Origin of the sequence: Curtobacterium sp. NPDC088465, from assembly GCF_044753165.1 — a bacterium.
Lineage (GTDB): Bacteria > Actinomycetota > Actinomycetes > Actinomycetales > Microbacteriaceae > Curtobacterium.
In genome coordinates this window covers 355,640-377,238 of sequence record NZ_JBIVMR010000001.1, presented here as the reverse complement: position 1 = coordinate 377,238, position 21,599 = coordinate 355,640, and the positions used below count along the sequence as shown (strand labels likewise).

23 protein-coding genes are annotated in these 21,599 nt (G+C 72.1%); 15 read left to right on the top strand and 8 right to left on the bottom strand.

Going from position 1 to position 21,599, the window contains the following annotated elements; all coding sequences use genetic code 11:
- Positions 1–31 precede the first annotated feature (31 nt).
- A complete protein-coding gene (locus tag ACIP6W_RS01695; protein ID WP_066652678.1) occupies positions 32–601 on the bottom strand; it encodes a TetR family transcriptional regulator in 570 nt (189 codons plus the stop codon).
- Positions 602–686: 85 nt separating this feature from the next.
- On the opposite strand from ACIP6W_RS01695, the gene ACIP6W_RS01690 reads away from it, so the two are divergent.
- On the top strand, positions 687–1,808 hold the full coding sequence (locus tag ACIP6W_RS01690) for a zinc-binding alcohol dehydrogenase family protein (protein WP_400427847.1): 1,122 nt from the start codon (positions 687–689) through the stop codon (positions 1,806–1,808).
- A 46-nt stretch (positions 1,809–1,854) separates the two neighbouring features.
- Here ACIP6W_RS01690 and ACIP6W_RS01685 read toward each other — a convergent pair whose 3' ends face one another.
- Together ACIP6W_RS01685 and fbaA are read right to left on the bottom strand one after the other, a co-directional pair.
- Positions 1,855–3,114: a M18 family aminopeptidase gene (locus ACIP6W_RS01685; protein WP_326495683.1), complete on the bottom strand. Its 1,260-nt coding sequence runs from the start codon at positions 3,112–3,114 to the stop codon at positions 1,855–1,857.
- A 94-nt stretch (positions 3,115–3,208) separates the two neighbouring features.
- The gene (fbaA, locus tag ACIP6W_RS01680) at positions 3,209–4,237 is read right to left on the bottom strand and encodes a class II fructose-bisphosphate aldolase (RefSeq protein ID WP_400427843.1); all 1,029 of its coding nucleotides are present in this window, start codon (positions 4,235–4,237) and stop codon (positions 3,209–3,211) included.
- Between the two features lie 120 nt (positions 4,238–4,357).
- Here fbaA and glpX point away from each other — a divergent pair, with 120 nt between their 5' ends.
- Positions 4,358–5,347, top strand: a complete 990-nt coding sequence (gene glpX / locus ACIP6W_RS01675) for a class II fructose-bisphosphatase (RefSeq protein WP_081984693.1) — start codon at positions 4,358–4,360, stop codon at positions 5,345–5,347.
- A 147-nt stretch (positions 5,348–5,494) separates the two neighbouring features.
- On the opposite strand, the gene rmuC is transcribed toward glpX, so the two are convergent.
- Entirely contained in the window at positions 5,495–6,757 is a 1,263-nt protein-coding gene (gene rmuC / locus ACIP6W_RS01670; RefSeq protein ID WP_400427841.1) for a DNA recombination protein RmuC, read from the bottom strand.
- A 148-nt stretch (positions 6,758–6,905) separates the two neighbouring features.
- On the opposite strand from rmuC, the gene iolC reads away from it, so the two are divergent.
- From iolC to ACIP6W_RS01630, 8 genes are all read left to right on the top strand, one after another.
- A complete protein-coding gene (gene iolC / locus ACIP6W_RS01665) occupies positions 6,906–7,919 on the top strand; it encodes a 5-dehydro-2-deoxygluconokinase (RefSeq protein ID WP_400427839.1) in 1,014 nt (337 codons plus the stop codon).
- Positions 7,912–8,901: a class I fructose-bisphosphate aldolase gene (locus ACIP6W_RS01660; RefSeq protein WP_400427836.1), complete on the top strand. Its 990-nt coding sequence runs from the start codon at positions 7,912–7,914 to the stop codon at positions 8,899–8,901. Before iolC ends, ACIP6W_RS01660 begins: the two co-directional genes overlap by 8 nt.
- Positions 8,898–10,421 (top strand): CoA-acylating methylmalonate-semialdehyde dehydrogenase, encoded by a 1,524-nt coding sequence (locus ACIP6W_RS01655; protein ID WP_400427833.1) that lies wholly within the window; start codon positions 8,898–8,900, stop codon positions 10,419–10,421. Before ACIP6W_RS01660 ends, ACIP6W_RS01655 begins: the two co-directional genes overlap by 4 nt.
- Before the next feature lie 8 nt (positions 10,422–10,429).
- Complete coding sequence (iolB, locus tag ACIP6W_RS01650; protein WP_066652709.1) at positions 10,430–11,338, top strand: 5-deoxy-glucuronate isomerase; 909 nt, start codon at positions 10,430–10,432, stop codon at positions 11,336–11,338.
- Entirely contained in the window at positions 11,335–13,272 is a 1,938-nt protein-coding gene (gene iolD, locus ACIP6W_RS01645) for a 3D-(3,5/4)-trihydroxycyclohexane-1,2-dione acylhydrolase (decyclizing) (RefSeq protein ID WP_066652710.1), read from the top strand. Before iolB ends, iolD begins: the two co-directional genes overlap by 4 nt.
- A 31-nt stretch (positions 13,273–13,303) precedes the next feature.
- Positions 13,304–14,254, top strand: a complete 951-nt coding sequence (locus tag ACIP6W_RS01640; RefSeq protein WP_400427830.1) for a sugar phosphate isomerase/epimerase family protein — start codon at positions 13,304–13,306, stop codon at positions 14,252–14,254.
- 17 nt (positions 14,255–14,271) lie between these two features.
- Positions 14,272–15,312: a Gfo/Idh/MocA family protein gene (locus ACIP6W_RS01635; RefSeq protein ID WP_209683703.1), complete on the top strand. Its 1,041-nt coding sequence runs from the start codon at positions 14,272–14,274 to the stop codon at positions 15,310–15,312.
- A 195-nt stretch (positions 15,313–15,507) separates the two neighbouring features.
- The gene (locus ACIP6W_RS01630) at positions 15,508–15,915 is read left to right on the top strand and encodes a tautomerase family protein (protein WP_066652713.1); all 408 of its coding nucleotides are present in this window, start codon (positions 15,508–15,510) and stop codon (positions 15,913–15,915) included.
- 18 nt (positions 15,916–15,933) lie between these two features.
- Here the strand turns inward: ACIP6W_RS01630 and ACIP6W_RS01625 are convergent, their stop codons facing one another.
- Both ACIP6W_RS01625 and ACIP6W_RS01620 read right to left on the bottom strand, forming a co-directional pair.
- Positions 15,934–16,692: a GntR family transcriptional regulator gene (locus ACIP6W_RS01625; protein WP_066652718.1), complete on the bottom strand. Its 759-nt coding sequence runs from the start codon at positions 16,690–16,692 to the stop codon at positions 15,934–15,936.
- A 97-nt stretch (positions 16,693–16,789) separates the two neighbouring features.
- A complete protein-coding gene (locus ACIP6W_RS01620) occupies positions 16,790–17,425 on the bottom strand; it encodes an exonuclease domain-containing protein (protein ID WP_209683696.1) in 636 nt (211 codons plus the stop codon).
- A gap of 80 nt (positions 17,426–17,505) precedes the next feature.
- Here ACIP6W_RS01620 and ACIP6W_RS01615 point away from each other — a divergent pair, with 80 nt between their 5' ends.
- The 3 genes from ACIP6W_RS01615 (at position 17,506) to ychF (ending at position 19,408) form a co-directional block, all read left to right on the top strand.
- Complete coding sequence (locus ACIP6W_RS01615; protein ID WP_209683693.1) at positions 17,506–18,048, top strand: hypothetical protein; 543 nt, start codon at positions 17,506–17,508, stop codon at positions 18,046–18,048.
- A gap of 24 nt (positions 18,049–18,072) precedes the next feature.
- Entirely contained in the window at positions 18,073–18,273 is a 201-nt protein-coding gene (locus ACIP6W_RS01610; protein WP_066652723.1) for a hypothetical protein, read from the top strand.
- Between the two features lie 61 nt (positions 18,274–18,334).
- The gene (gene ychF / locus ACIP6W_RS01605) at positions 18,335–19,408 is read left to right on the top strand and encodes a redox-regulated ATPase YchF (protein ID WP_066652725.1); all 1,074 of its coding nucleotides are present in this window, start codon (positions 18,335–18,337) and stop codon (positions 19,406–19,408) included.
- A gap of 49 nt (positions 19,409–19,457) precedes the next feature.
- Here the strand turns inward: ychF and ACIP6W_RS01600 are convergent, their stop codons facing one another.
- Positions 19,458–20,084, bottom strand: a complete 627-nt coding sequence (locus ACIP6W_RS01600) for a TetR family transcriptional regulator C-terminal domain-containing protein (RefSeq protein ID WP_066652727.1) — start codon at positions 20,082–20,084, stop codon at positions 19,458–19,460.
- A gap of 147 nt (positions 20,085–20,231) precedes the next feature.
- On the opposite strand from ACIP6W_RS01600, the gene ACIP6W_RS01595 reads away from it, so the two are divergent.
- A complete protein-coding gene (locus tag ACIP6W_RS01595; RefSeq protein ID WP_144411241.1) occupies positions 20,232–20,597 on the top strand; it encodes a hypothetical protein in 366 nt (121 codons plus the stop codon).
- 99 nt (positions 20,598–20,696) lie between these two features.
- A complete protein-coding gene (locus tag ACIP6W_RS01590) occupies positions 20,697–21,044 on the top strand; it encodes a hypothetical protein (protein ID WP_066652733.1) in 348 nt (115 codons plus the stop codon).
- 99 nt (positions 21,045–21,143) lie between these two features.
- Here the strand turns inward: ACIP6W_RS01590 and ACIP6W_RS01585 are convergent, their stop codons facing one another.
- Positions 21,144–21,431, bottom strand: a complete 288-nt coding sequence (locus tag ACIP6W_RS01585; protein WP_400427826.1) for a hypothetical protein — start codon at positions 21,429–21,431, stop codon at positions 21,144–21,146.
- Positions 21,432–21,599 lie beyond the last annotated feature (168 nt).

Genomic DNA, 21,599 nt, shown 5'->3' with positions numbered 1-21,599 from the left:
CCCTCGCTGTCGTGTGGGGGCCGTGCGCCGGTCAGCGACCGGTGTCGAGCAGTCCGGTGACCCGGTCGACCGTGGCGTCGAGGTGGTCCTGCAGCGGTGTTCCGTCCGCGTCCTCGAGCCACGTCTCGAGCGCGGTCTGCAGGACGAGGACCGTGAGCCCGGCGACGGAGCGGGCGGTCCGGTCGTCCTCGCCGCGGCGACGGAAGCCGTCCCGGACCGCCGCCCGCAGGTCCTCCTGCTTCCGCAGGTCCCGCTCCCGCAGGTCGGGCTCCTCGCTGATGATCCGTCGTGCGGCGAGCACCTGGTCGCGGCGGGGGTCGAACCGCTCGGCCGCGAGCCGTCGGAGCCCGTCGAGGACCACGCGCATCGGTGCCTCCTCGGCCGGCGCGGTCTCGATCATCCGGGTCGCGATCGCGGGGATCTCGTCATCGCCGAAGAAGACCTCGCGCTTGTCGCTGAAGTGGCGGAAGAACGTGCGCCGGGTGACGCCCGCCCGCGCGACGATGTCGGGGACCGTCGTCGCATGGAAGCCGCGTTCCGCGAAGAGCTCCATCGCGGCCGTCCGCAGTCGCTCACGGGTGTCCGGTGCCCATCTCGCCATGGGGACACCCTAGTGATGACACTCGGTGCCGAGGGCGGGTAGAGTGACGACACCAGGTGTCATCGCTCGTGACGAAAGGCCCGCCGTGCCCGACAACTCCGCCGCTCTGCTCCGTGAACCCCGGGGCGCACTCGTCGTCGACCGGGTACCGGTCCCCGTCCCCGCCGAGGACGAGGTGGTCGTGCGCGTCCGCGCCGCTGCCGTCAACCCCGTGGACTGGGTGATCCAGGGCACGGGGCCGGTGACCTACCGCTGGCTCCGGACGCCGGCGGTGCTCGGCTCGGACGTCGCCGGCGAGGTCGTCGCCGTCGGCTCCGGCGTCACCCGCTTCGCGGTCGGCGACCGCGTCGTCGGACTCGCGACCGGGACCGACCGTGGCCGCGACCCGGTGCACGAGGGCGCGTTCCAGGAACACACCGCGCTGCTCGAACGCCTGACCGCCGCGGTGCCGGACGACGTGCCCCTCGAACAGGCCGCGGTCCTGCCGCTCGGGGCCTCGACCGCCGCCTGCGCGCTGTTCCAGCCGAAGCACCTCGGGCTCCCGCTCCCCGGGGCCGCCGACGCGCCGTCGGACCGCTCCGGCGTCGTCGTGGTCTGGGGTGGTTCGACGAGCGTCGGGATGAACGCGGTGCAGCTCGCCCGTGCCGCCGGGTACGCGGTCGTGAGCACCGCGTCGCCCCGGAACGCCGCGACCGTCCGGTCGCTCGGGGCCGAGGTCGTCGTCGACCACGGTTCGCCGACGGCGGTGGACGACCTCGTCGCCGGCGTCGCCGGACGCCCCGTCGTCGGTGCCGTCGCGCTCGGGACGACCTCGACGGCCGCGTGCATCGAGGTGCTCCGCCGGACGGGTGGCGCCGCGCTGGCGATGGCGAGCACGCCGGTCTCCCTCGACCGGATCGCCGGCCGTCGGCGACTCTTCCCGGCGATGCTCCCGGTGTTCACCCGCCTCGGACTCGCCACGCTGGCGCTCACGCTGCGTGCCCGTCGTGCGGGGATCCGGGCCGCGTTCGTGTGGGGGAGCAGCCTGCGCGACGACGACCTGGGCCCGGAGCTGTGGGGCCGGGTCCTGCCCGAGGGACTCGCCGACGGCTCGATCCGACCGATGCCGGAGCCGCTCGTCGTCGGGCACGGGCCGGGCGCGGTGCAGGGCGCGATCGACCGGCAGCGTGCAGGGGTGTCCGCGCGCAAGGTGGTCGTGACGCTCTGACCCGCGGGCCAGCCGGCGCTGTCCGGCCGGCCGGGCCGTGACCCGCCTACCCGGCGAGGAAGGCGGCGACGGCGCCGTGCAGTGCCGCGAGGTCGTCCACGTGCACGAGCTCACGGACCGAGTGCATCGACAGCAGGCCGACGCCGATGTCGATCGTCGGGATGCCGAGCCGCGTCGCCGCGATCGGGCCGATGGTCGAGCCACCGGGGATGGTGTTCACGTTGACGAAGGGCTGCCAGGAGACGCCGGCGGTGTCGCAGGCGGTCGCCCACACGGCCTCGCCCTTCGCCTCGGTCATGTAACGCTGGTTCGCGCTGATCTTCAGGAGCGGGCCCGCTCCCGGACGCGGACGGTTCGTCGGGTCGTGCTTCTCCGGCTGGTTCGGGTGGACGAGGTGTCCGGCGTCGCTCGACAGGAGCCAGGACGCCCGGAACGCCCGGGCGGCCTCGGAGCGGGTGGCACCGAGCCCCTCCTGCACGCGGCCGAGCACGTCCTCGAGGAACGGGCCCCCGGCACCGGACGGGGTCGAGGAACCGATCTCCTCGTGGTCGAACGCCGCGAACACCGGGATGTGGTCGCCGTCGGTCGGCGCGTCGACGACCCCGCGGAGCCCGGCGTGCACGCTCGTCAGGTTGTCCATGCGGCCGGACGCGAGGAACTCCCGATCGATGCCGATGCGCGCCGGGGGCTGTGTGTCCGCGAGGAAGAGGTCCCACGAGACCGCGTCCTCCCCGAGCCGGCCGCGCAGCCACCCGAGCACGTCGGTGCCGCCGGTGGTGCCGTCCGTGCCGACGACCGGCAGGGTGTGGCGCTGCCGGTCGATCTCCTTGCCGTCGTTCACCCCGCGGTCGAGGTGGATCGCGAGGTTCGGGATCCGCGCGACCGCGTCGGTCGACACGAGCCGCACCGATCCGTCGGCGTCGACCACACGTCCGGCGATGCGGAGGTCGCGGTCGAACCAGGTCGACAGGAGGGCACCGCCGTAGACCTCGACGTTGAGCTGCTCCCAGCCACCGACGCGCACGGTCGGGTTCGGCTTGATGCGGAAGCCCGGGGAGTCGGTGTGGGCACCGAGGATCCGGAAGGGGGTGGTGGGCGTCGCCGACTCCGGCAGACGCCAGGCGATGACCGCGCCGTCGCGGACGACGACGTAGGCGCCCGCCTCGGTCGGCCAGGCGTCGAGTTCCGACAGCTCGGTGAACCCCGCTGCGACGAGCTGGTCCCGCGCGACCGCGGCCGCGTGGAACGCGGTGGGGGACTCGGTGACGTACTGGGCGAACGAGGAGGCGATGGCGTCGGAGGTCACCCGCCCATCGTGGCACGGGTGGTGGCGGTGACCGGACGCGGAACGGGGCGCGTCCTTGCGGACGCGCCCCGTTCCTCCCGGCTGGTGGTGCCGATCAGCCCTTGCTCTTGCCGGCCGAGCCGAGGACCTTCGCCGCCTCGACGACGCGGGCCGCCATGGCGGTCTCGGCGACCTTGCCCCAGGCACGCGGGTCGTACTGCTTCTTGTTGCCGACCTCGCCGTCGATCTTCAGCACGCCCTCGTAGTTCCGGAACATCGAGTCGGCGATCGAGCGCGTGAACGCGTACTGCGTGTCCGTGTCGATGTTCATCTTGATGACACCGTTGCGCACGGCCTCGTGGATCTCGTCGTCGGTCGAGCCGGAGCCGCCGTGGAAGACGAGGTCGAGCGGGTTCTCACCGGTGCCGTGCTTCTGCGCGACCGAGGCCTGGATCTCGCCGAGGAGCTCCGGGCGCAGCTTGACGTTGCCCGGCTTGTAGACGCCGTGCACGTTGCCGAACGTGAGCGCGGCGATCCAGCGACCCCGGTCGCCGAGCCCGAGGGCGTCGACGACCTTCTCGACGTCGTTCGGGGTCGTGTAGAGCGCGTCGTTGGTGCCCTCGTGCTGGACGCCGTCCTCTTCTCCGCCGACGACGCCGATCTCGACCTCGAGGATCGCGTTGATGTTGCGCGTCTTCTCGATCATCGTGCGGGCGATCTCGATGTTCTCGTCGAGCGGCACGGCCGACCCGTCCCACATGTGCGACTGGAAGATCGGGTTGCGGCCCTGGCGGACCTCCTCCTCGCTCGCGGCGATGAGGGGCATGACGAAGCCGTCGAGGGCGTCCTTCGGGCAGTGGTCCGTGTGCAGCGCGACCGTGACGTCGTAGTTCTTCGCGACCTCGTGGGCGAAGCGGGCCATCGCGAGGGCGCCGGCGGCGCGGTTCTTCACGGTGTGCCCGGCGAAGTAGTCGGCGCCACCGGTCGTGACCTGGAGGATGCCGTCCGAGCCGGCCTCCTGCAGGCCCTGGAGGACCGCGTTGATCGTCTGGGAGGAGGACACGTTCACCGCGGGGTAGGCGAACTTGCCGGCCTTCGCTCGTTCGAGCATCTCGGCGTACTGTTCCGGCGTTGCGATGGGCACTGCGATCTCCTTCGACTGGTGGTTCCCCGCCGAGCCTAGTCAGGGCTCCTCAACGGGTTACAGCGTGCACGTCCGTGCACCCGTGCGGCCGTCCCGGAGCCCGGTCGGTAGGCTCTGGTCGTGACTCCCACGACTGAGACCGGCTCCCTGTTCCTCCAGCCCGACCGCAACCTGGCGCTCGAGCTCGTGCGTGCGACGGAGGCCGCCGCGATCCGTGCGCAGCCGTGGGTCGGCCGGGGCGAGAAGAACCTCGCGGACGGCGCAGCCGTCGACGCGATGCGGAAGTTCCTCGGCACGGTGAACTTCGACGGCGTGGTCGTCATCGGCGAGGGCGAGAAGGACGACGCCCCGATGCTCTTCAACGGCGAGCACGTCGGCAACGGCCACGGCCCGGCCTGCGACATCGCGGTCGACCCGATCGACGGCACCTCGCTCACCGCCGCCGGCCGGCAGAACGCCATCTCCGTGATGGCCGTCTCCGACCGCGGCTCGATGTACGACCCGTCGGCGGTGTTCTACATGGACAAGATCGCCGCGGGCCCCGAGGGCCGTGGCGTCCTCGACCTCGAGAAGCCGATCGGTGAGAACATCCGCGCGCTCGCGAAGGCGAAGCACAAGGACATCGAGGACATGCAGATCGCCGTCCTCGACCGCCCGCGCCACGACGAGCTCATCCGCGCGATCCGCGCAACGGGCGCCGGCACGCGCCTGCTGCTCGACGGTGACGTCGCCGGTGGCATCTCGGCGGCACTGCCCGGTTCGAAGATCGACATGTGCGTCGGTGTCGGCGGTACGCCCGAGGGCATCATCACCGCGTGCGCGATCAAGGCGCTCGGCGGCGTGATCCTCGGCAAGCTCCAGCCCAAGGACGACGAGGAGCGCCAGAAGGCACTCGACGCCGGGCACGACCTGGACAAGGTCCTCGACCAGGACGACCTCGTGACGGGCGACAACACGTTCTTCGTCGCGACAGGCGTCACCGACGGTGTCCTCGTGGACGGTGTCCGTCGGTCGCGCGGTGTCATCCACACCGACTCGCTCGTGCTCCGCTCGCGCTCGAACACGATCCGCCGCATCCAGGCCGACCACCGCGCCGAGAAGTGGTTCTGATCCGTCCGGACCGCTGACGGCCGTCGGGACACCTGACCGCTCGCACGACGAGAAGCACCCCGAACCACGCGATCACGTGGTTCGGGGTGCTCCTCGTCGTGCCGGAGCACCTCGCGCCGTGGCGCCTCGTGCCGTGGCGCCGCGCGGTCAGTCCTCGTCGAGGGCGCCGACGAGCTCCGGCGCGGTGAGCAGCCGCGGCTCGTCGTCGATCGTCGCCGGGTCGGCGAGCACCTTCGACTCGTCGAGCAGCGACAGCCGCCGGGCGCTCGGCAGCACCTGGCGCTCGAGCGACCCCACGAAGCGGTTGTAGTCGACGACGGACCCCCGGATCGCCCGGCCGAGCTTGTCGACGTGCCCGCCCATGGTGGCCAGGCGGCCGTACAGCTCGCGGGACACCCGGAAGAGCTCGCGTGCCTCGGCGGTGACGACGTCCTGCTGCCACGAGAACGCCACCGTCTTCAGCACCGACCACAGCGTGACGGGTGACGCCAGTGCGATGCGCTTGCGGAAGGCGTGGTCGAGCAGTCCGGGGTCGGCGGCCAGCGCGCTCGAGACCAGCGACTCGGACGGGATGAACGCGATCGTCAACTCGGGCGACGCGTCGTAGCCCGTCCAGTACTCGCGGGCGGCGAGGGCGTCGACGTGCGCCCGGAGCGCCTTGACGTGCTGCGCGATGAGCTGCTCGCGCCGGGCACCCTCGGCACCCGTCGCGCTCGCCGGGATCTCGGCCGCCTGCAGGTAGGCGCTGAACGGCACCTTCGCGTCGACGGCGATCGTCTTGCCGCCGGGCAGGTGCACGACCATGTCGGGTCGGGCGGTCCCCGCGGTCGTCGTGACGGAGGACTGCACGTCGAAGTCCACGCGTTCGAGGAGCCCCGCGGCCTCGACGACGTTCCGGAGCTGCGTCTCGCCCCAGACGCCCCGGGTGCTGTTCGAGGAGAGGGCGCTCGCGAGGGTGTCCGCCGTCGCGCGGAGCCGTTCCTCGGACTCGGCGGCCGATCGCAGCTGGGCGGACAGGGCGCCGTACTGCTCGGTCCGCGACTGCTCGAGCTCGGCGATCTTCGCCCGCATCTGGTCGAGCGTCTGCGCGACGGGGCTCAGCGCCGACAGCACCTTCGACTCGCCCTGGTTCCGCGCCGCGTCGGCGCCGTGCATGCGCTGCACGAGGTGCTCGAGCTCGGCGGCACGGCGTTCGAGGGAGTCGACCTGCCGGCGGTACTGGGCGTCCTGGGCGTCGAGGCGCTCCTCGGCGTCGGCGCGCACCGAGTCGAGCTGCGCACGCAGCACGTCGGCCGTCGCCCGTGCGGCTGCCGCGTCCACCCCGGCGCGCGAGCGGGCGAGCGACCACGCGACGACGGCACCGACGGCCGTACCGAGGACGAGGCCGATGACCAGGGCGAGGATCTGCATGTCGTGACCCTGGCAGGTCCCACCGACACGCGCCTCCGGGCCGGAGAGGCGCCCGACAGCAGCCCGGTCCATGTACTGACATCAGCGCAAAGTCAGTGTACAGTCGTGCTCGTCCGCCGATGAAGCCGCCCGGAAGGTCCCGCGTCGCATGACCGACGAAGCCCCGCACGTCCACGACGTGATCACGATGGGACGCGTCAGTGTCGACGTCTACCCGCAGCAGACCGGACCGCTCGAGGACGTCACCACCTTCTCGAAGTCCGTCGGTGGGAGCGCGACCAACGTCGCCGTCGCCGCCGCCCGGCACGGCGCGGACGCAGCGGTGATCACCCGTACCGGCAACGACCCCTTCGGCCGCTACATCGCCCGCACCCTGCCCGAGTTCGGCGTCGCGAACGACTTCGTCGAGCCGGTCGAGGGCCTCAACACGCCCGTGGCGTTCTGTGAGATCTTCCCGCCGGACGACTTCCCGCTCTACTTCTACCGCGCGCCGAAGGCGCCGGACCTGATGATCACGTCGGAGTCCCTGCCGCTGCACGCGATCGAACGGACGCGGGTGTTCTGGACGACCGTGACGGGACTCAGCGAGGAGCCGAGCCGCAGCGCGCACCACGCGGCCGCCGCGGCACGGAGCGCGGCACTGCGGGCGCCGGGCGCCACCGGGCGGCACACCGTGCTCGACCTCGACTACCGAGCGGTGTTCTGGCCCGAGCCGGCGGCCGCGACGCGCGAGGTCGCCGTCGCCCTCGACCACGCCACCGTCGCCGTCGGCAACCGTGAGGAGTGCGAGATCGCCGTGGGGGAGACCGACCCCCTGCGCGCCGCCGACGCCCTGCTCGAGCGCGGCGTCGAGCTCGCGATCGTGAAGCAGGGCCCGAGGGGCGTGCTGGCGAAGACCCGCGACGAGACCGTCGCGTACCGACCGCACGCCGTCGACGTCGTCAACGGCCTCGGGTCCGGCGACGGGTTCGGCGGAGCACTCGTGCACGGGCTGCTGCAGGGTTGGAGCCTCGACCGCACCCTCGCCTTCGCGAACGCGGCCGGGGCGATCGTCGCCACCCGGTTCGAGTGCTCGACCGCGATGCCGACGAGCGACGAGGTCGAGAGCTTCCTGCGCACGAACCCCGCGCCGGCGACCGCGGAGGAGGGCGTCGGTGCCTGAGGTCAGCCCGGCCGACTTCGCCCGGTTGCGCGACCTGCGCGCCGGGTCACCGGAACGCGTCGCGGAGGTCCTGCGGACCCGGACCCGCCGTCCGCTGCTCGCCGAGGACGGCAGGCTCCTCATCGTCGCCGCGGACCACCCCGCGCGCGGTGCGCTCGCGGTCCGCGACGACGCCTCGGCGATGGCCGACCGGTACGACCTGCTCGAACGGCTCGTCGTGGCCCTCGGCCGCCCGGGCGTCGACGGGGTCCTCGGCACGCCGGACGTCCTCGAGGACCTGGCGCTCCTCGGGGCGCTCGACGGCAAGGTCGTCGTCGGCTCGATGAACCGCGGCGGCCTGCGCGGAGCATCGTTCGAGCTCGACGACCGCTACACCGCGTACTCGGCGCAGGCGATCACGGACGCCGGGCTCGACGTCGCGAAGCTGCTCGTCCGGATCGCGCTCGACGATCCCGGCACCGCCTCGACGCTCGAGGCGACGGCGCGGGCGGTGACAGAGGCCGCGGCCCTGCAGCTGCCGATCATGCTCGAGCCGTTCATGTCCTCGTGGCGGGACGGCAGGGTCGTCAACGACCTGAGCGCCGACGCCGTCATCACGTCGATGGCGATCGCCGCCGGCCTGGGCGAGTCGAGCGCCTACAGCTGGCTCAAGGTCCCGGTCGTCGACGACATGGCACGCGTGATGGCCGCGACCACCCTGCCGACGCTGCTGCTCGGCGGCGACCCGTCGGGCAGTCCGGACGAGACGTACGCCGCCTGGGACGACGCGCTCGCCCTGCCGGGCGTCCGCGGGCTCGTCGTCGGTCGCACCCTGCTCTACCCGCAGGACGGCGACGTCGCCGCCGCCGTCGACGTCGCCGCCGCACTCGTCCACAGCCGGGAGGCACGGGGCGATCGCTCCACACCGGCTCGCCGCCGCGCCGAATCGCCTGCCCCGTCCGCCACCCTGGACCCGTCCGTCCCGGAAGGAAGCACCGCATGACCACCAGCACCGAGACCAGCGCCGGCAGCACGACGGTCGGGCACTGGATCGACGGCGAGCACGTCGCCTCGGCCTCCGGTCGGACCGCCCCGGTCCACGACCCGGCGCTCGGCGTCGTGACGAAGCGGGTCGCCCTGGCCGACGAGGCCGAGGTCCAGCGGGCGATCGCGAGTGCCAAGGCGGCGTTCCCGGCGTGGGCGGACCTGTCGCTCGCGAAGCGCCAGCAGATCATGTTCGCGTTCCGTGAGGTCCTCAACCGCGACAAGGCCGAGCTCGCCGAGATCATCACGAGCGAGCACGGCAAGGTCATCGACGACGCCCTGGGGGAGATCGCCCGCGGGCAGGAGGTGGTCGAGCTGGCGACGAACATCCCGTCGCTGATGAAGGGCGAGTTCTCGGACCAGGTGTCGACCGGCATCGACGTGTACTCGATCCGTCAACCGCTCGGTGTCGTGGGCATCATCTCGCCCTTCAACTTCCCGGCGATGGTGCCGCTCTGGTTCCTGCCGATCGCGATCGCCGCCGGCAACACCGTCGTGCTCAAGCCCAGCGAGAAGGACCCGTCCGCCGCGATGTGGCTCGCGCGGAAGTTCCGGGAGGCCGGTCTGCCCGACGGCGTGTTCACGGTGCTCAACGGCGACAAGGCAGCGGTCGACGGACTCCTCACCAGCCCCGACGTCGAGTCGATCTCGTTCGTCGGGTCCACGCCGATCGCCCGGTACGTGTCCGAGACGGGCACGAAGCACGGTAAGCGCGTCCAGGCGCTCGGCGGGGCGAAGAACCACATGCTGGTGCTGCCGGACGCGGACCTCGACCTCGTCGCGGACAATGCGGTCAACGCGGGCTTCGGCTCGGCCGGTGAGCGCTGCATGGCGATCTCGGTGGTGGTGGCGGTCGAGCCGGTCGCCGACGAGCTGATCGCGAAGATCAGCGAGCGCGCGGCGACGCTGCGCGTCGGCGACGGACGTCGGGGCTGCGACATGGGCCCGCTCGTCACCGAGCAGCACCGCGACAGGGTCGCTTCGTACATCGAGGTCGCCGAGCAGGACGGAGCCGAGGTCGTGGTGGACGGCCGCACCGTGCGACCCGACGGCGACGAGAACGGCTTCTGGCTCGGCCCGACGCTGATCGACCGGGTGCCGACGTCGAGTCGCGTCTACACCGAGGAGATCTTCGGTCCGGTGCTCTCGGTCGTCCGGGTGCAGTCCTACGACGAGGGGCTCGAGCTGATCAACTCCGGCGCCTTCGGCAACGGCACCGCGATCTTCACGAACGACGGCGGAGCCGCTCGACGATTCCAGCGCGACGTGCAGGTCGGCATGATCGGCATCAACGTGCCGATCCCGGTGCCGGTGGCCTACTACTCGTTCGGCGGCTGGAAGAACTCGCTGTTCGGCGACCACAAGGCGTACGGCGCCGACGGGGTGGCCTTCTTCACCAGGCAGAAGGCGATCACCTCCCGCTGGCTCGACCCGGCAGTGCACGGCGGTGTCGACCTCGGCTTCCCGTCGAACGGCTGACGCGCAGCATGGCGAACGAACAGCAGCAGCGCGACCGCTGGTTCATCCCGGCGGGCTCCCGCCCCGAGGCGGGCTGGACCGACGTGGTCGACGGCCGCGTCGAGGGGTGGACGCACACCGGTCTGCGGACCGGCGCCCTGCAGGACGGGGGCGAGCTGCGCCTCCCGGCCGACGCGGTCGAGCGCCTCGTCGTCCCGCTCGCCGGCAGCTTCACCGTGGCGTACGACGACACCGAGCAGGCGCTCGAGGGACGCACCGGCGTCTTCGAGGGGCCGACCGACGTCCTCTACCTGGGGTCCGGCACCGCCGCGACGATCACCGGCTCCGGTCGTGTCGCCGTGGCCGAGGCGCCCACGGCGACGGTCCGGCCGAGCACGTACATCGCCCGCGTCGACGTCCCCGTGGAACTCCGCGGCACGGGGCAGTCGAGCCGGCAGGTGCACAACTTCGGGACCCCGGCCGCCCTCGACGCGGTGCGGTTCATCGTCTGCGAGGTGATCACGCCGGCCGGCAACTGGTCGTCGTACCCGCCGCACAAGCACGACACGAACCGCCCGGGCGAGGAGTCGGACCTCGAGGAGATCTACTACTACGAAGCCGCCGTGGCCCGTGGTGTGCAGGCTCCCGAGCAGGCCGACCCCTTCGCCCTGCACCGCACGTACGCCTCGGACGACCGGCCCATCGACGAGTTCCGCCAGGTGCGGACCGGGGACATCGCCCTCGTGCCGTACGGCTGGCACGGACCGGCCGTCGCGGCACCGGGCTACGACATGTACTACCTCAACGTCATGGCCGGACCGGACCCGGAGCGCGTCTGGAACATCACCGACGACCCCGCCCACGGGTGGGTCCGGCAGACGTGGACCTCGGAACCGATCGACCCGCGCCTGCCCTACGAGAAGGAGCCCTCCCGATGAGCCAGCACGCCGGCCCGGAGCAGACCCGTCGGATGACCGTCGGTCAGGCGCTCGTCGCGTTCCTGGCGAACCAGTGGACCGTCGACGGTGATCACCGCGAGCGCACGATCCCGGGGATCTTCGGCATCTTCGGGCACGGCAACGTCGCCGGTCTCGGGCAGGCGATCAAGCAGCTCCACGTCGACCAGCCCGGCCTGCTGCCGTACCACCAGGCCCGCAACGAGCAGGCGATGGTGCACCAGGCCGTCGGGTTCGCCCGGATGCACCGCCGCCGGGCGACCTTCGCGTCGACGGCCTCGGTCGGCCCCGGCGCGGCGAACATGCTCACCGGCGCCGCGCTCGCGACGACCAACCGGCTGCCCGCGCTCCTGCTGCCGTCGGACACCTTCGCCACCCGCAGGACCGATCCGGTGCTGCAGCAGATCGAGATGCCGCACGACCCGTCGCTGCAGGTGACGGACGCGTTCCGGCCGCTGTCGCGGTTCTTCGACCGCGTCGAACGGCCCGAGCAGCTGTTCCCGATCGCGCTCGCCGCGATGCGGGTGCTCACCGACCCGGCCGAGACCGGCGCCGTGACGATCGCCCTGCCCGAGGACGTCCAGGCCGAAGCGCTCGACGTGCCGGTGACGTTCCTGCAACCGCGCGAGTGGCACGTCCGGCGTCCGCTGCCGGAACGCGGACCGCTGGCCCGTGCGGTCGAGGCGATCCGGAGCGCCGAGCGTCCCGTGGTCGTGGCCGGTGGTGGCGTGCTCTACTCGGGTGCCGAGGACGAACTCGCGGCCTTCGTCGAGACGACGGGCATCCCCGTCGGCACCTCGCAGGCGGGCGGCGGCTCGCTCGTCTGGGACCACCCGCAGTACCTCGGCGGCATCGGGGCGACGGGGACGGCTGCGGCGAACGCGATCGCCGCACGGGCCGACGTCGTGATCGGCATCGGCACGCGGTACAGCGACTTCACCACGGCGTCCCGGACGGCGTTCCAGGACCCCGACGTGACCTTCGTCAACGTGAACGTCGCCGCGTTCGACGCCCACAAGCACGGCTCGCAGCTGCCGCTGGTCGCGGACGCCCGGGAGGCGCTGGTCGCGCTGACCGAGATGCTCACGGCAGGTTCGTCGGACGCCCCGTCGTACGCCGTCTCCGCCGGGTACGCCGCCGAGGTCGCGTCGCGGAAGCAGGAGTGGGACGCCGTCGTCGACGCCGCGTCCGTGCCGTCCGGACGCGCGGTCCCGGGCCAGTCGGAGATCATCGGCGCGGTCCGGGCGGCGACGGACCCGCGCGACGTCGTGGTCCAGGCAGCCGGCTCGCTGCCCGGCGACCTGCACAAGCTCTGGCGGGTCCGCGACCCGCTCGGGTACCACGTCGAGTACGCCTTCTCGTGCATGGGCTACGAGATCGCCGGCGGCATCGGTGTGCGACGCGGCGCCCCGGACCGCGACGCGATCGTCCTCGTCGGCGACGGTTCGTACCTGATGCTGCACACCGAGCTGGTGACGGCGGTCGCCGAGGGCATCAAGGTCGTCGTCGTGCTCGTGCAGAACGACGGCTACGCGTCGATCGGCCGCCTGTCCGAGACCGTCGGTTCCGAGCGCTACGGCACGGAGTACCGCTACCGGGACGACACCGGGTCGTTCGAGAACGACGAGGTGCTGCCCGTCGACCTCGCCGCGAACGCGCGCTCCTACGGCGTCGACGTGATCGAGGTCCGCCCCGGCCCGGACGTGATCGCCGACCTGACCGCGGCCGTGCGGCAGGCCAAGGCGAACGACCACACCACGCTGGTGCACGTGCACGCCGACCCGCTCGCCCCCGCCCCCGAGGGTGACGGCTGGTGGGACGTCCCCGTCGCCGAGACCTCGACCCTGCCGAGCACCCGGCGGGCCCGCGCCGAGTACGAGCAGCAGGTCGCGTCGCAGCGCCCCCTGCTCGGCTGAACGAACCCATCCCACGAAGGACGACGACGTCATGACCGACACCGCCGACACCGCTGCCACCGACGCAGCGGCCGCCCCCGCCGCGATCCGCATCGGTACCGCCCCCGACTCCTGGGGCGTCTGGTACCCGGACGACCCGGGCCAGGTGCCGTGGCAGCGCTTCCTCGACGAGGCCGCAGCAGCCGGCTACACGTGGATCGAGCTCGGTCCGTACGGGTACCTGCCCACCGATCCGGCGCAGCTGTCCGACGAGCTCGAGTCCCGCGGCCTCCGGCTGTCCGCCGGCACGGTCTTCACCGGGTTCCACAAGGGTGACGACCAGTTCCAGCGGGCGTGGGACCAGGCGGTCGCGGTCGCCGGGCTCGCGTCGGCGCTCGGTGCCCGGCACCTCGTGACGATCCCGGACCTCTGGCGCTCGGACGCGACCGGTGCGGTGCTCGAGTCGCGGACCCTGACCGACGAGCAGTGGGAGCGCCTCGGCAGGGGACACGACCAGCTGGGCAAGGCGCTGCTCGAGGAGTTCGGCGTCCGCCAGCAGTTCCACACGCACGCCGACAGCCACGTCGGCACGTACCGCGAGACCGTGCGCTTCCTCGAGGAGACCGACCCGCGGTACACGAACCTGTGCCTGGACACCGGGCACTTCGCCTACTACGGCGGCGACAACCTCCGCATGATCGCCGAACACCCGGAGCGCATCGGCTACCTCCACCTCAAGCAGGTCGACACCGAGCTGCTGTTCGACGTGCTCAAGAACGACGTGCCCTTCGCGACGGCCGTGGCGCAGGGCATCATGACCGAGCCGCCGCGCGGCACCCCCGAGCTCGCCCCGGTCATCGAGGCCGTCGCCCGGATCGACCCGGACGTCTTCGGCATCGTCGAGCAGGACATGTACGGCTGCTCGGTCGACGCCCCCGGCCCGATCGCCGAGCGCACCGTCCAGCACATCCTCGGCTCGACCGCCTCGGCGCGCGTCCGCTGACCCCCCAGGAGAACCCCGTGAGCACCACCGAGAACCTCCGCGTCGCCGTCGTCGGAGCCGGCGCGATGGGCAGCGACCACGTCCGTCGCATCACGTCCACGATCGCCGGCGCAGACGTCGTCGCCGTCGTCGACCCGGACACCGCCCGGGCCACCGCCACCGCCGAGCGGGCACCGGGGGCGCTCACCGCAGCGTCGTTCGAGGACGCCCTCGACGCGACGCCGATCGATGCCGTGCTCGTCGCGACGCCCGGGTTCCTGCACGAGCCCGTCCTCGTGCCGGCGATCGAGCGTGGTCTCGCCGTCCTGTGCGAGAAACCCCTCACCACGAGCGCGGAGGACTCCCTGCGCATCGTCGAGCTCGAGCAGGCGAGGTCCGACCGCCCACGGATCCAGGTCGGCTTCATGCGTCGCTTCGACAAGGGGTACCAGGAGCTCCGGGCACTCCGCGAGTCCGGCACGAACGGCGCGCTGCTCGCCCTGCACCACGCGCACCGCAACCCGACGACGCCGCCGAACTTCAGCGAGTCGATGCTCATCCACGACTCGGTCATCCACGAGATCGACATCATCCCGTTCCTCACGGGCGAGCCGATCGTCGCGGTCGAGGTGAAGAAGCCCCGCAGGAACTCGCTCGGACCGGTCGACCTGCCGGAGCCGCAGTTCGTGCTGTTCACCACCGCGTCGGGCACCATGGCGATCGTCGAGATCAACGTCAACGCGCAGTTCGGGTACCAGGTGACGACCGACGCCGTGTTCGAGTCCGGCGTCGCGTACATCGGGCGCGAGACGACGATGAACGTCGTGTCGGCCGGTGTCTCGGGCCAGGGCGTCACCCCGTCCTTCGTCGAGCGCTTCGGCGCCGCGTACGACGAGGAGGTCCAGCGCTGGGTGGACGCTGCCCGCACCGGGGGCATCGACGGGCCGAGCGCCTGGGACGGCTACACGGCGTCGGTCGTCGCCGAGGTCGCCGTGCGGGCGCAGCAGACCGGCGCCCTCGAGCACGTGACCTACGCCACCGCGAAGCCCGCGTTCTACGAGACGACGCCTGACGCCTGAGGACGCACCCTGACGAAGGACGCCCGACGGCGGTGCCCGACGGCGGCGCCCGGCGGCGGGCGCCCGGCGACGGAGGTGCCGGCACCGGTGCTGGAGACGGGCCGTGTACCGGACGGGAGGCGCGGTGCATGCTGGCACCGCGCCTCCCGTCCGCGACGGCGCACCGCCACCCCCCACGCACCCTCAGGAGGCACCATGCCGCTCGTCCGCATCGATCTCGTCACCGGTCGCACCCCGGAGCAGGTGCGTGCCGTCGCCGACGCGATCCACACCGCCATCGTCGCCGAGTACGGCATCCCCGAGCGCGACCGGTTCCAGGTGATCACCGAGCACCCGGCGCAGCAGATCATCGCGCAGGACGCCGGTCTCGGCTTCGAGCGGACCGAGGGCGTCGTCATGGTCCAGGTCTTCACCCAGGGCGGTCGGAGCGACGAGGCGAAGCAGGGTCTCTACCGCGCCGTGCACGACCGGCTCGCCGAGGTCGGCGTCGCGAGCGAGGACGTCTTCATCGGCTACGTGGAGAACGGGCCGCAGGACTGGTCGTTCGGGTTCGGCCGCGCCCAGTACGTGACCGGCGAGCTCGGCGTCCCCTCCGCCGGCTGAGGCAGCGGGTCCGCCGGCCTACTTGTCGACGAGGGTGACCTCGAACGAGTAGCGGTCCGGGCGGTAGCAGTGCATCCCGTACTCCACCGCCCGGCCCGACGCGTCGTACGCCGTGCGGCTCATCGTCAGGACCGGGTCACCGTCCTCGATCTCGAGCAGCGAGGCCTCGTCGTCGGTGGCCGCCCGTGCCCCGATCCGCTGCTTCGCGACCCGCATCGTGACACCCCGGCCGCGGAGCAGCTGGTACAGCCCGTGCGTCCGCAGGTCCTCGTCGGTGATCGCCGTGAACTCGGGCGGCAGGAAGTTCTCGAGGATCGCCATCGGGACGTCCTCGGCGAAGCGGACGCGGCGGATGTGGACGACCGGCGTGCCCGGGGCGGTGCCGAGGGCCTCGGCGACGACGTCGCTCGCCGGCAGGTCCGTGCGCTCGAGCAGCGTGGTCGCCGGTGCCTGCGAGCCCTGCGCGAGGTCGTCGTACAGGCTCGTCAGCTCCACCTTGCGCGTCACGGGGCCGTGCACGACCTGCGTGCCGATCCCTCGACGACGGACGAGCAGCCCCTTGTCGACCAGGTCCTGGATGGCTCGGCGGATCGTCGGGCGCGAGAGCCCGAGTCGCTCGCCGAGGGCGATCTCGTTCTCGAGCCGTGCGCCGGGCGGCATCGCGCCGGAGCGGATCGCCTCCTCGAGCCGCGATGCGACCTGGAAGTACAGCGGCACCGGCCCGGAGCGGTCCAGGTCCGTGGAGAAGTCGGACGGCAGCTGGCCCTCGTTGGTCATCGCGGTCCTCCGGGTGGGGAGGGCACCGGCGACGGCACCCCACGGCTATGTCGTGACAATAGCACCGGACTCCGCGCGGCCCGGCCCCCCGGGATCGTCAGTCGGCGAAGATCATCGGACGGTTCGACAGCCGCGGCTGGGCTGCCGCACGGGGCTGCTCCGTCCGCGGTCGCACCGGCGCGATGTGCACCCGGGTGGCCGCACCGAGCGCCTCGACCGTGTCGCACCCGTGCTGCCCCGCGGCGTGCACGACGATCGCGGCGCAGGCCTCGGCGTCGGCAGCGGCGTCGTGGTGCTGGAAGCCCTCGTACCCGGCCGCGCGGGCCGCCATCGGGAGTCGGTAGGAGTCGAGCGTGTAGGTCTTGCGCGCCACCTGGAGCGAGCACAGCGAGTGGTGCTCCGCCAGTTCCGTGCCGGTCGCCGAGCAGCCGCCGGCGATCACACCCATGTCGAACCGGGCGTTGTGCGCGACTAGGACGTCCCCCTCGGCGAACGCCACGATGTCCCGGTACTGCTCGGCCCACCCCTTCGCCCCGACCACGTCCGTCGCGACGATGCCGTGGATGCGGGTGTTCCACTCGAGGAACGCGTCGTGGCCCAGCGGTGGCTGGATGAACCAGGAGGCCCGCTCGACCACGCGGCCGCCGCGGACCTTGACGAGTCCGACGGAGCAGGCGCTCGCGGGGGAGCTGTTCGCGGTCTCGAAGTCGATCGCGGTGAAGTTCAACGGCACGCCCTCGATGGTCGCACGGGGTTCCGACATCACCCGCGCGCGGCCTCGGCGTTGCGGCCCGGCGCGGTAGCGTCCGAGGCGTGACCGCCACCGCCACCACGACCCCGCTCGTCCTCGTCCTGCCCGGTGCCGGGTACGGGCAGCAGGCGCCCCTGCTCTGGTGGACGCGCGCGATCGCCGCGCAGCACGGCGTCGAGGTCGTCGCGCCGGCGTGGACGGTCGACGCCGCAGCGAAGGACGACCCGGTGGCCTTCGTCGAGCGCCAGGTGGCGGGCGCACTCGACGGCCGCCGCCCGGACCTCGTCGTCGCGAAGTCGTTCGGGTGCTCCGCCCTGCCCTGGGCGGTCCGCCACGGCGTCGACGGGGTCTGGCTCACGCCGGTCCTCACCGATCCGGCCGTCGTCGCCGCGCTCGCCGGGGCGGGCACCGGTTCGCTCGCCGTCGGCGGCTCCGCCGACCCCATGTGGCTGCCCTCCGCGGTCGGGACGACACGCGCCGGACTGCACACGGTGGACGGTGCGGACCACGCGCTCGAGGTGCGCGGTGACTGGCGCGGTTCCCAGCGCCTCCAGGCCGAGGTGCTCGCCCTGGTCGACGAGCGCCTCAGAGCGCTGGTGTCCTGACCCGCCGCGACGTACAGTCGGCGCATGGGGGAGCCGAGGGACCTGGACGAGCTGTTGGCGGGCGCACACCGCGTGGACGCGCGGCCGCACACCGTGCGGCGTGGGATCGGTCTCGGGACCACCCTGCTCGTGACCGCGGTGCTGGTCGCCGGCATCGTGCTCGGGATCGCGCACGGCCTGCTGCTCACGTTCGTGAGCTTCCTGTCCGGCATCTGGCCGTCCTGACGGCACCGGCCTGGAGGACCGGGTCGGCTCCGGCGGGCCGCCGCCGGTAGGCTGTGCTCCCGTGGCTCTCACCATCGGAATCGTCGGTCTCCCGAACGTCGGCAAGTCGACCCTGTTCAACGCCCTGACCAAGAACCAGGTCCTCGCCGCGAACTACCCGTTCGCGACGATCGAGCCGAACGTCGGCGTGGTGAACCTGCCCGACCCGCGGCTCGACCAGCTCGCGACGCTCTTCAGCTCCGAGAAGACCGTGCCCGCGCCCGTGTCGTTCGTCGACATCGCCGGCATCGTGAAGGGTGCGAGCGAGGGCGAGGGCCTCGGCAACAAGTTCCTCGCGAACATCCGCGAGGCCGACGCCATCGCGCAGGTCGTCCGTGGCTTCACCGACGACGACGTCGTGCACGTGGCGAACAAGGTCTCGCCGAAGGACGACCTCGAGGTCATCAACACCGAGCTCATCCTCGCGGACCTCGAGACCATCGAGAAGGCGCTGCCCCGGTACGAGAAGACCGTGAAGCTCAAGCAGGCCGAGCCGATCGTGCTCGAGACCGCGAACGAGGCGAGGGCGGCGCTCGAGCAGGGCACGCTGCTCTCCGCGACCTCGATCGACCTCGCGCCGATCGCCGAGCTCGGCCTCCTGTCGGCCAAGCCGTTCATCTTCGTCTTCAACGTCGACGAGGCGATCCTGACCGACGAGTCCCGCAAGGCCGAGCTGGCCGCGCTCGTGGCACCGGCGCAAGCCGTGTTCCTCGACGCCCAGGTCGAGTCGGAGCTCATCGAGCTCGACCCCGAGGACGCCGCCGAACTGCTCGAGTCGACCGGGCAGACCGAGTCCGGCCTCGACCAGCTCGCCCGCATCGGGTTCGACACCCTCGGGCTGCAGACCTACCTGACCGCCGGGCCGAAGGAAGCCCGGGCGTGGACGATCGGCAAGGGGTGGAAGGCTCCCCAGGCTGCCGGCGTGATCCACACCGACTTCGAGAAGGGCTTCATCAAGGCCGAGGTCATCTCGTTCGAGGACCTCATGGCGGCGGGCTCGATCGCGGAGGCCCGTGCGCACGGCAAGGCCCGCATCGAGGGCAAGGACTACGTCATGCAGGACGGCGACGTGGTGGAGTTCCGCTTCAACAACTGACCGGTACGCGGCGGCCGACGGCTGTCGGCCGCCGCGCTCGGAAGTCCGGTCAGGCCGTCTCGAGGTCCCACACCGGCGGCACGTACTCGCGCGACCAGCCCTCGCGGAGTCGGGTGACCGCGCGGTCGAACGACTCGAGCAGGTCCATCTCCGGCCGCACCATCGACTGCAGCTGCAGCCCCTCGTACGTCGCGAGGAGCTGCTCGGCGCCACGAGCCGGCTCCATGGTGCGCGGCTCCCGGCCGAGCTCGACGTCCCGCTGCAGGGCCGCCAGCACGAACCCGTGGAAGCGACGCCAGCGCAGGTGGAGCATCGGTGCGAGCGGGTGGTGCGGCGTCGCGGCGATGTTCAGCGTCGAGGTCAGGAAGCGCATGAGCGACGGGTCGGCGACGTTCGCCCGGACGATGGCGCGGAGGAACACGATCGTGCCGCTGCGCTCGGCGATCGGCAGCAGCGCGGTGGTCCGCTGGTCGTTCCACTGGTCGATGGTGGCGAGCAGGAGGCCGTCCCAGGTCGGGAACACCTCGGTGACGACGTCGAGCGGCTGCGACGCCTCGGTGGCCACGTGCTCGTACGACACCTCGTGCAGGGCGTTCGCGCGGAGCACACGGATCATCGCGTCGACGATCTCGACCCGGAGCAGCGCTGACGTGTCGAGGGGGTGGAACGATCGCATGGGTCCAGTCCACCGGGTGCGTGCTGCCCTGACCAGTCCCCAGAACTGGGAAGAGCCGATCTCCGCAGCCGCGCAGTCCCGGCGTGGCGGAGGAGCAGCGCGTCCCCCGGGGCACGTCCGAGCTGAGTGCCCATCGAGGATGCAGCGTTGACTGGACCGATGAAGTACGTGGTCTACGGAGAGAACCGAGTGATGACCGGCGACGCGATCGCCGAGGCGGTGCTCGCCTACGCCGCTGCGCTCGGCGAGAACGGCACGACGGACATCGTCGAGATCCCGACCGCGGACGCCGAGGGCTACGGCACCACGGCGGAGGTCCTGCTCGGCCCGGCTTCCCAGATCATGGTCGAGGCGGCGCCGGACGACGAGCTGGAGCCCGAGGACGAGGACCTGGTCAACGAGCTCGGGCGCCGCATCGCGGTGGTGGGCGGCGGACGGTTCACGGACGCCGCGTCGTCGCACTCCGACGAGCCGGAGGCCAAGCGCCTCCGGACGGACCCGCCTGAGGTCTGACCGGCGCACGCCCCGAGGAGTGGACTGGCCACGGAACGCACACTCCAGACCTCCTCGCACTCGCGGTACCTACCGTCGAGGGAGAGATGAGGAGGAGACGTGAAGTACATCAACTACGACGCGAGCCAGATCCTCACCGGGGACCTGATCGCGGACGCGGTCGCCGACTACGCGGCCGTCCTCGGAGCGAACTCGCGCACCGACACGATCACGGTGCCGAGCGTCGGTGACGACGGCTCGGTGTCGACGTCGATCCTGCTCGTCGGCCCGGCGAGCGAGCTCTGCGTGACGGTCGCCCCGGACGACGAGCTCGAGCCCGAGGACCCGGCGTTCATCCGTCGCCTGCGCGACGCGGCACGGCGTGCGGGTCCGGCGCTCCCGGTGAACGCGGACGGTGGCACGCGCTTCCGCGGAGCCGAGGGGCCGTCGTCGTACGGGCCGGCCTGACACCCCGAAGGCACAGACGACGAACGCCGCCGGCGCTGAGCCGGCGGCGTTCGTCGTGTGTGGACCGGGAACCGTGTGAGCGGTTCCGGCGGGTCCGACCTAGGCGGCCAGGGCGAGCTCGCCCTTGCCGACGCGGCGCGCGAGCAGGATGGTCCGGCTCGACTCGCCCCGCCAGGAGCGGCCGGGTACGGTCCAGCCGGCCTCGCCGTCGATGTCCACGCGTGCGTCACGCGTGACGAACAGGCGCAGGTCGTCGGCCGCGATGCGGACGAGGTACTCGCGCTGCGAGCGGTCGTCGCGGACCGGGAACTCGGCGATGCGGTCGGGGGAGACGATGGGGGCCGCGAGTGCGGTCCCGGAGATGGTGATGCGGTCGTTGCTGGTCATGGTGGTGCGGTACTTCCTGGTCGTTCGGCACCCGGCCGTGCTCTGGTCGGCGGACTCCGTGGTCCGGCACGACGCATCGGCTGCGGGTGCGCACGTCGTGTCTCGACGTGCTGCTCGTCCGTTCGGATCGAGCGGTGGTCTCGGTGGAATGCGACCCGGCGGGTCGGT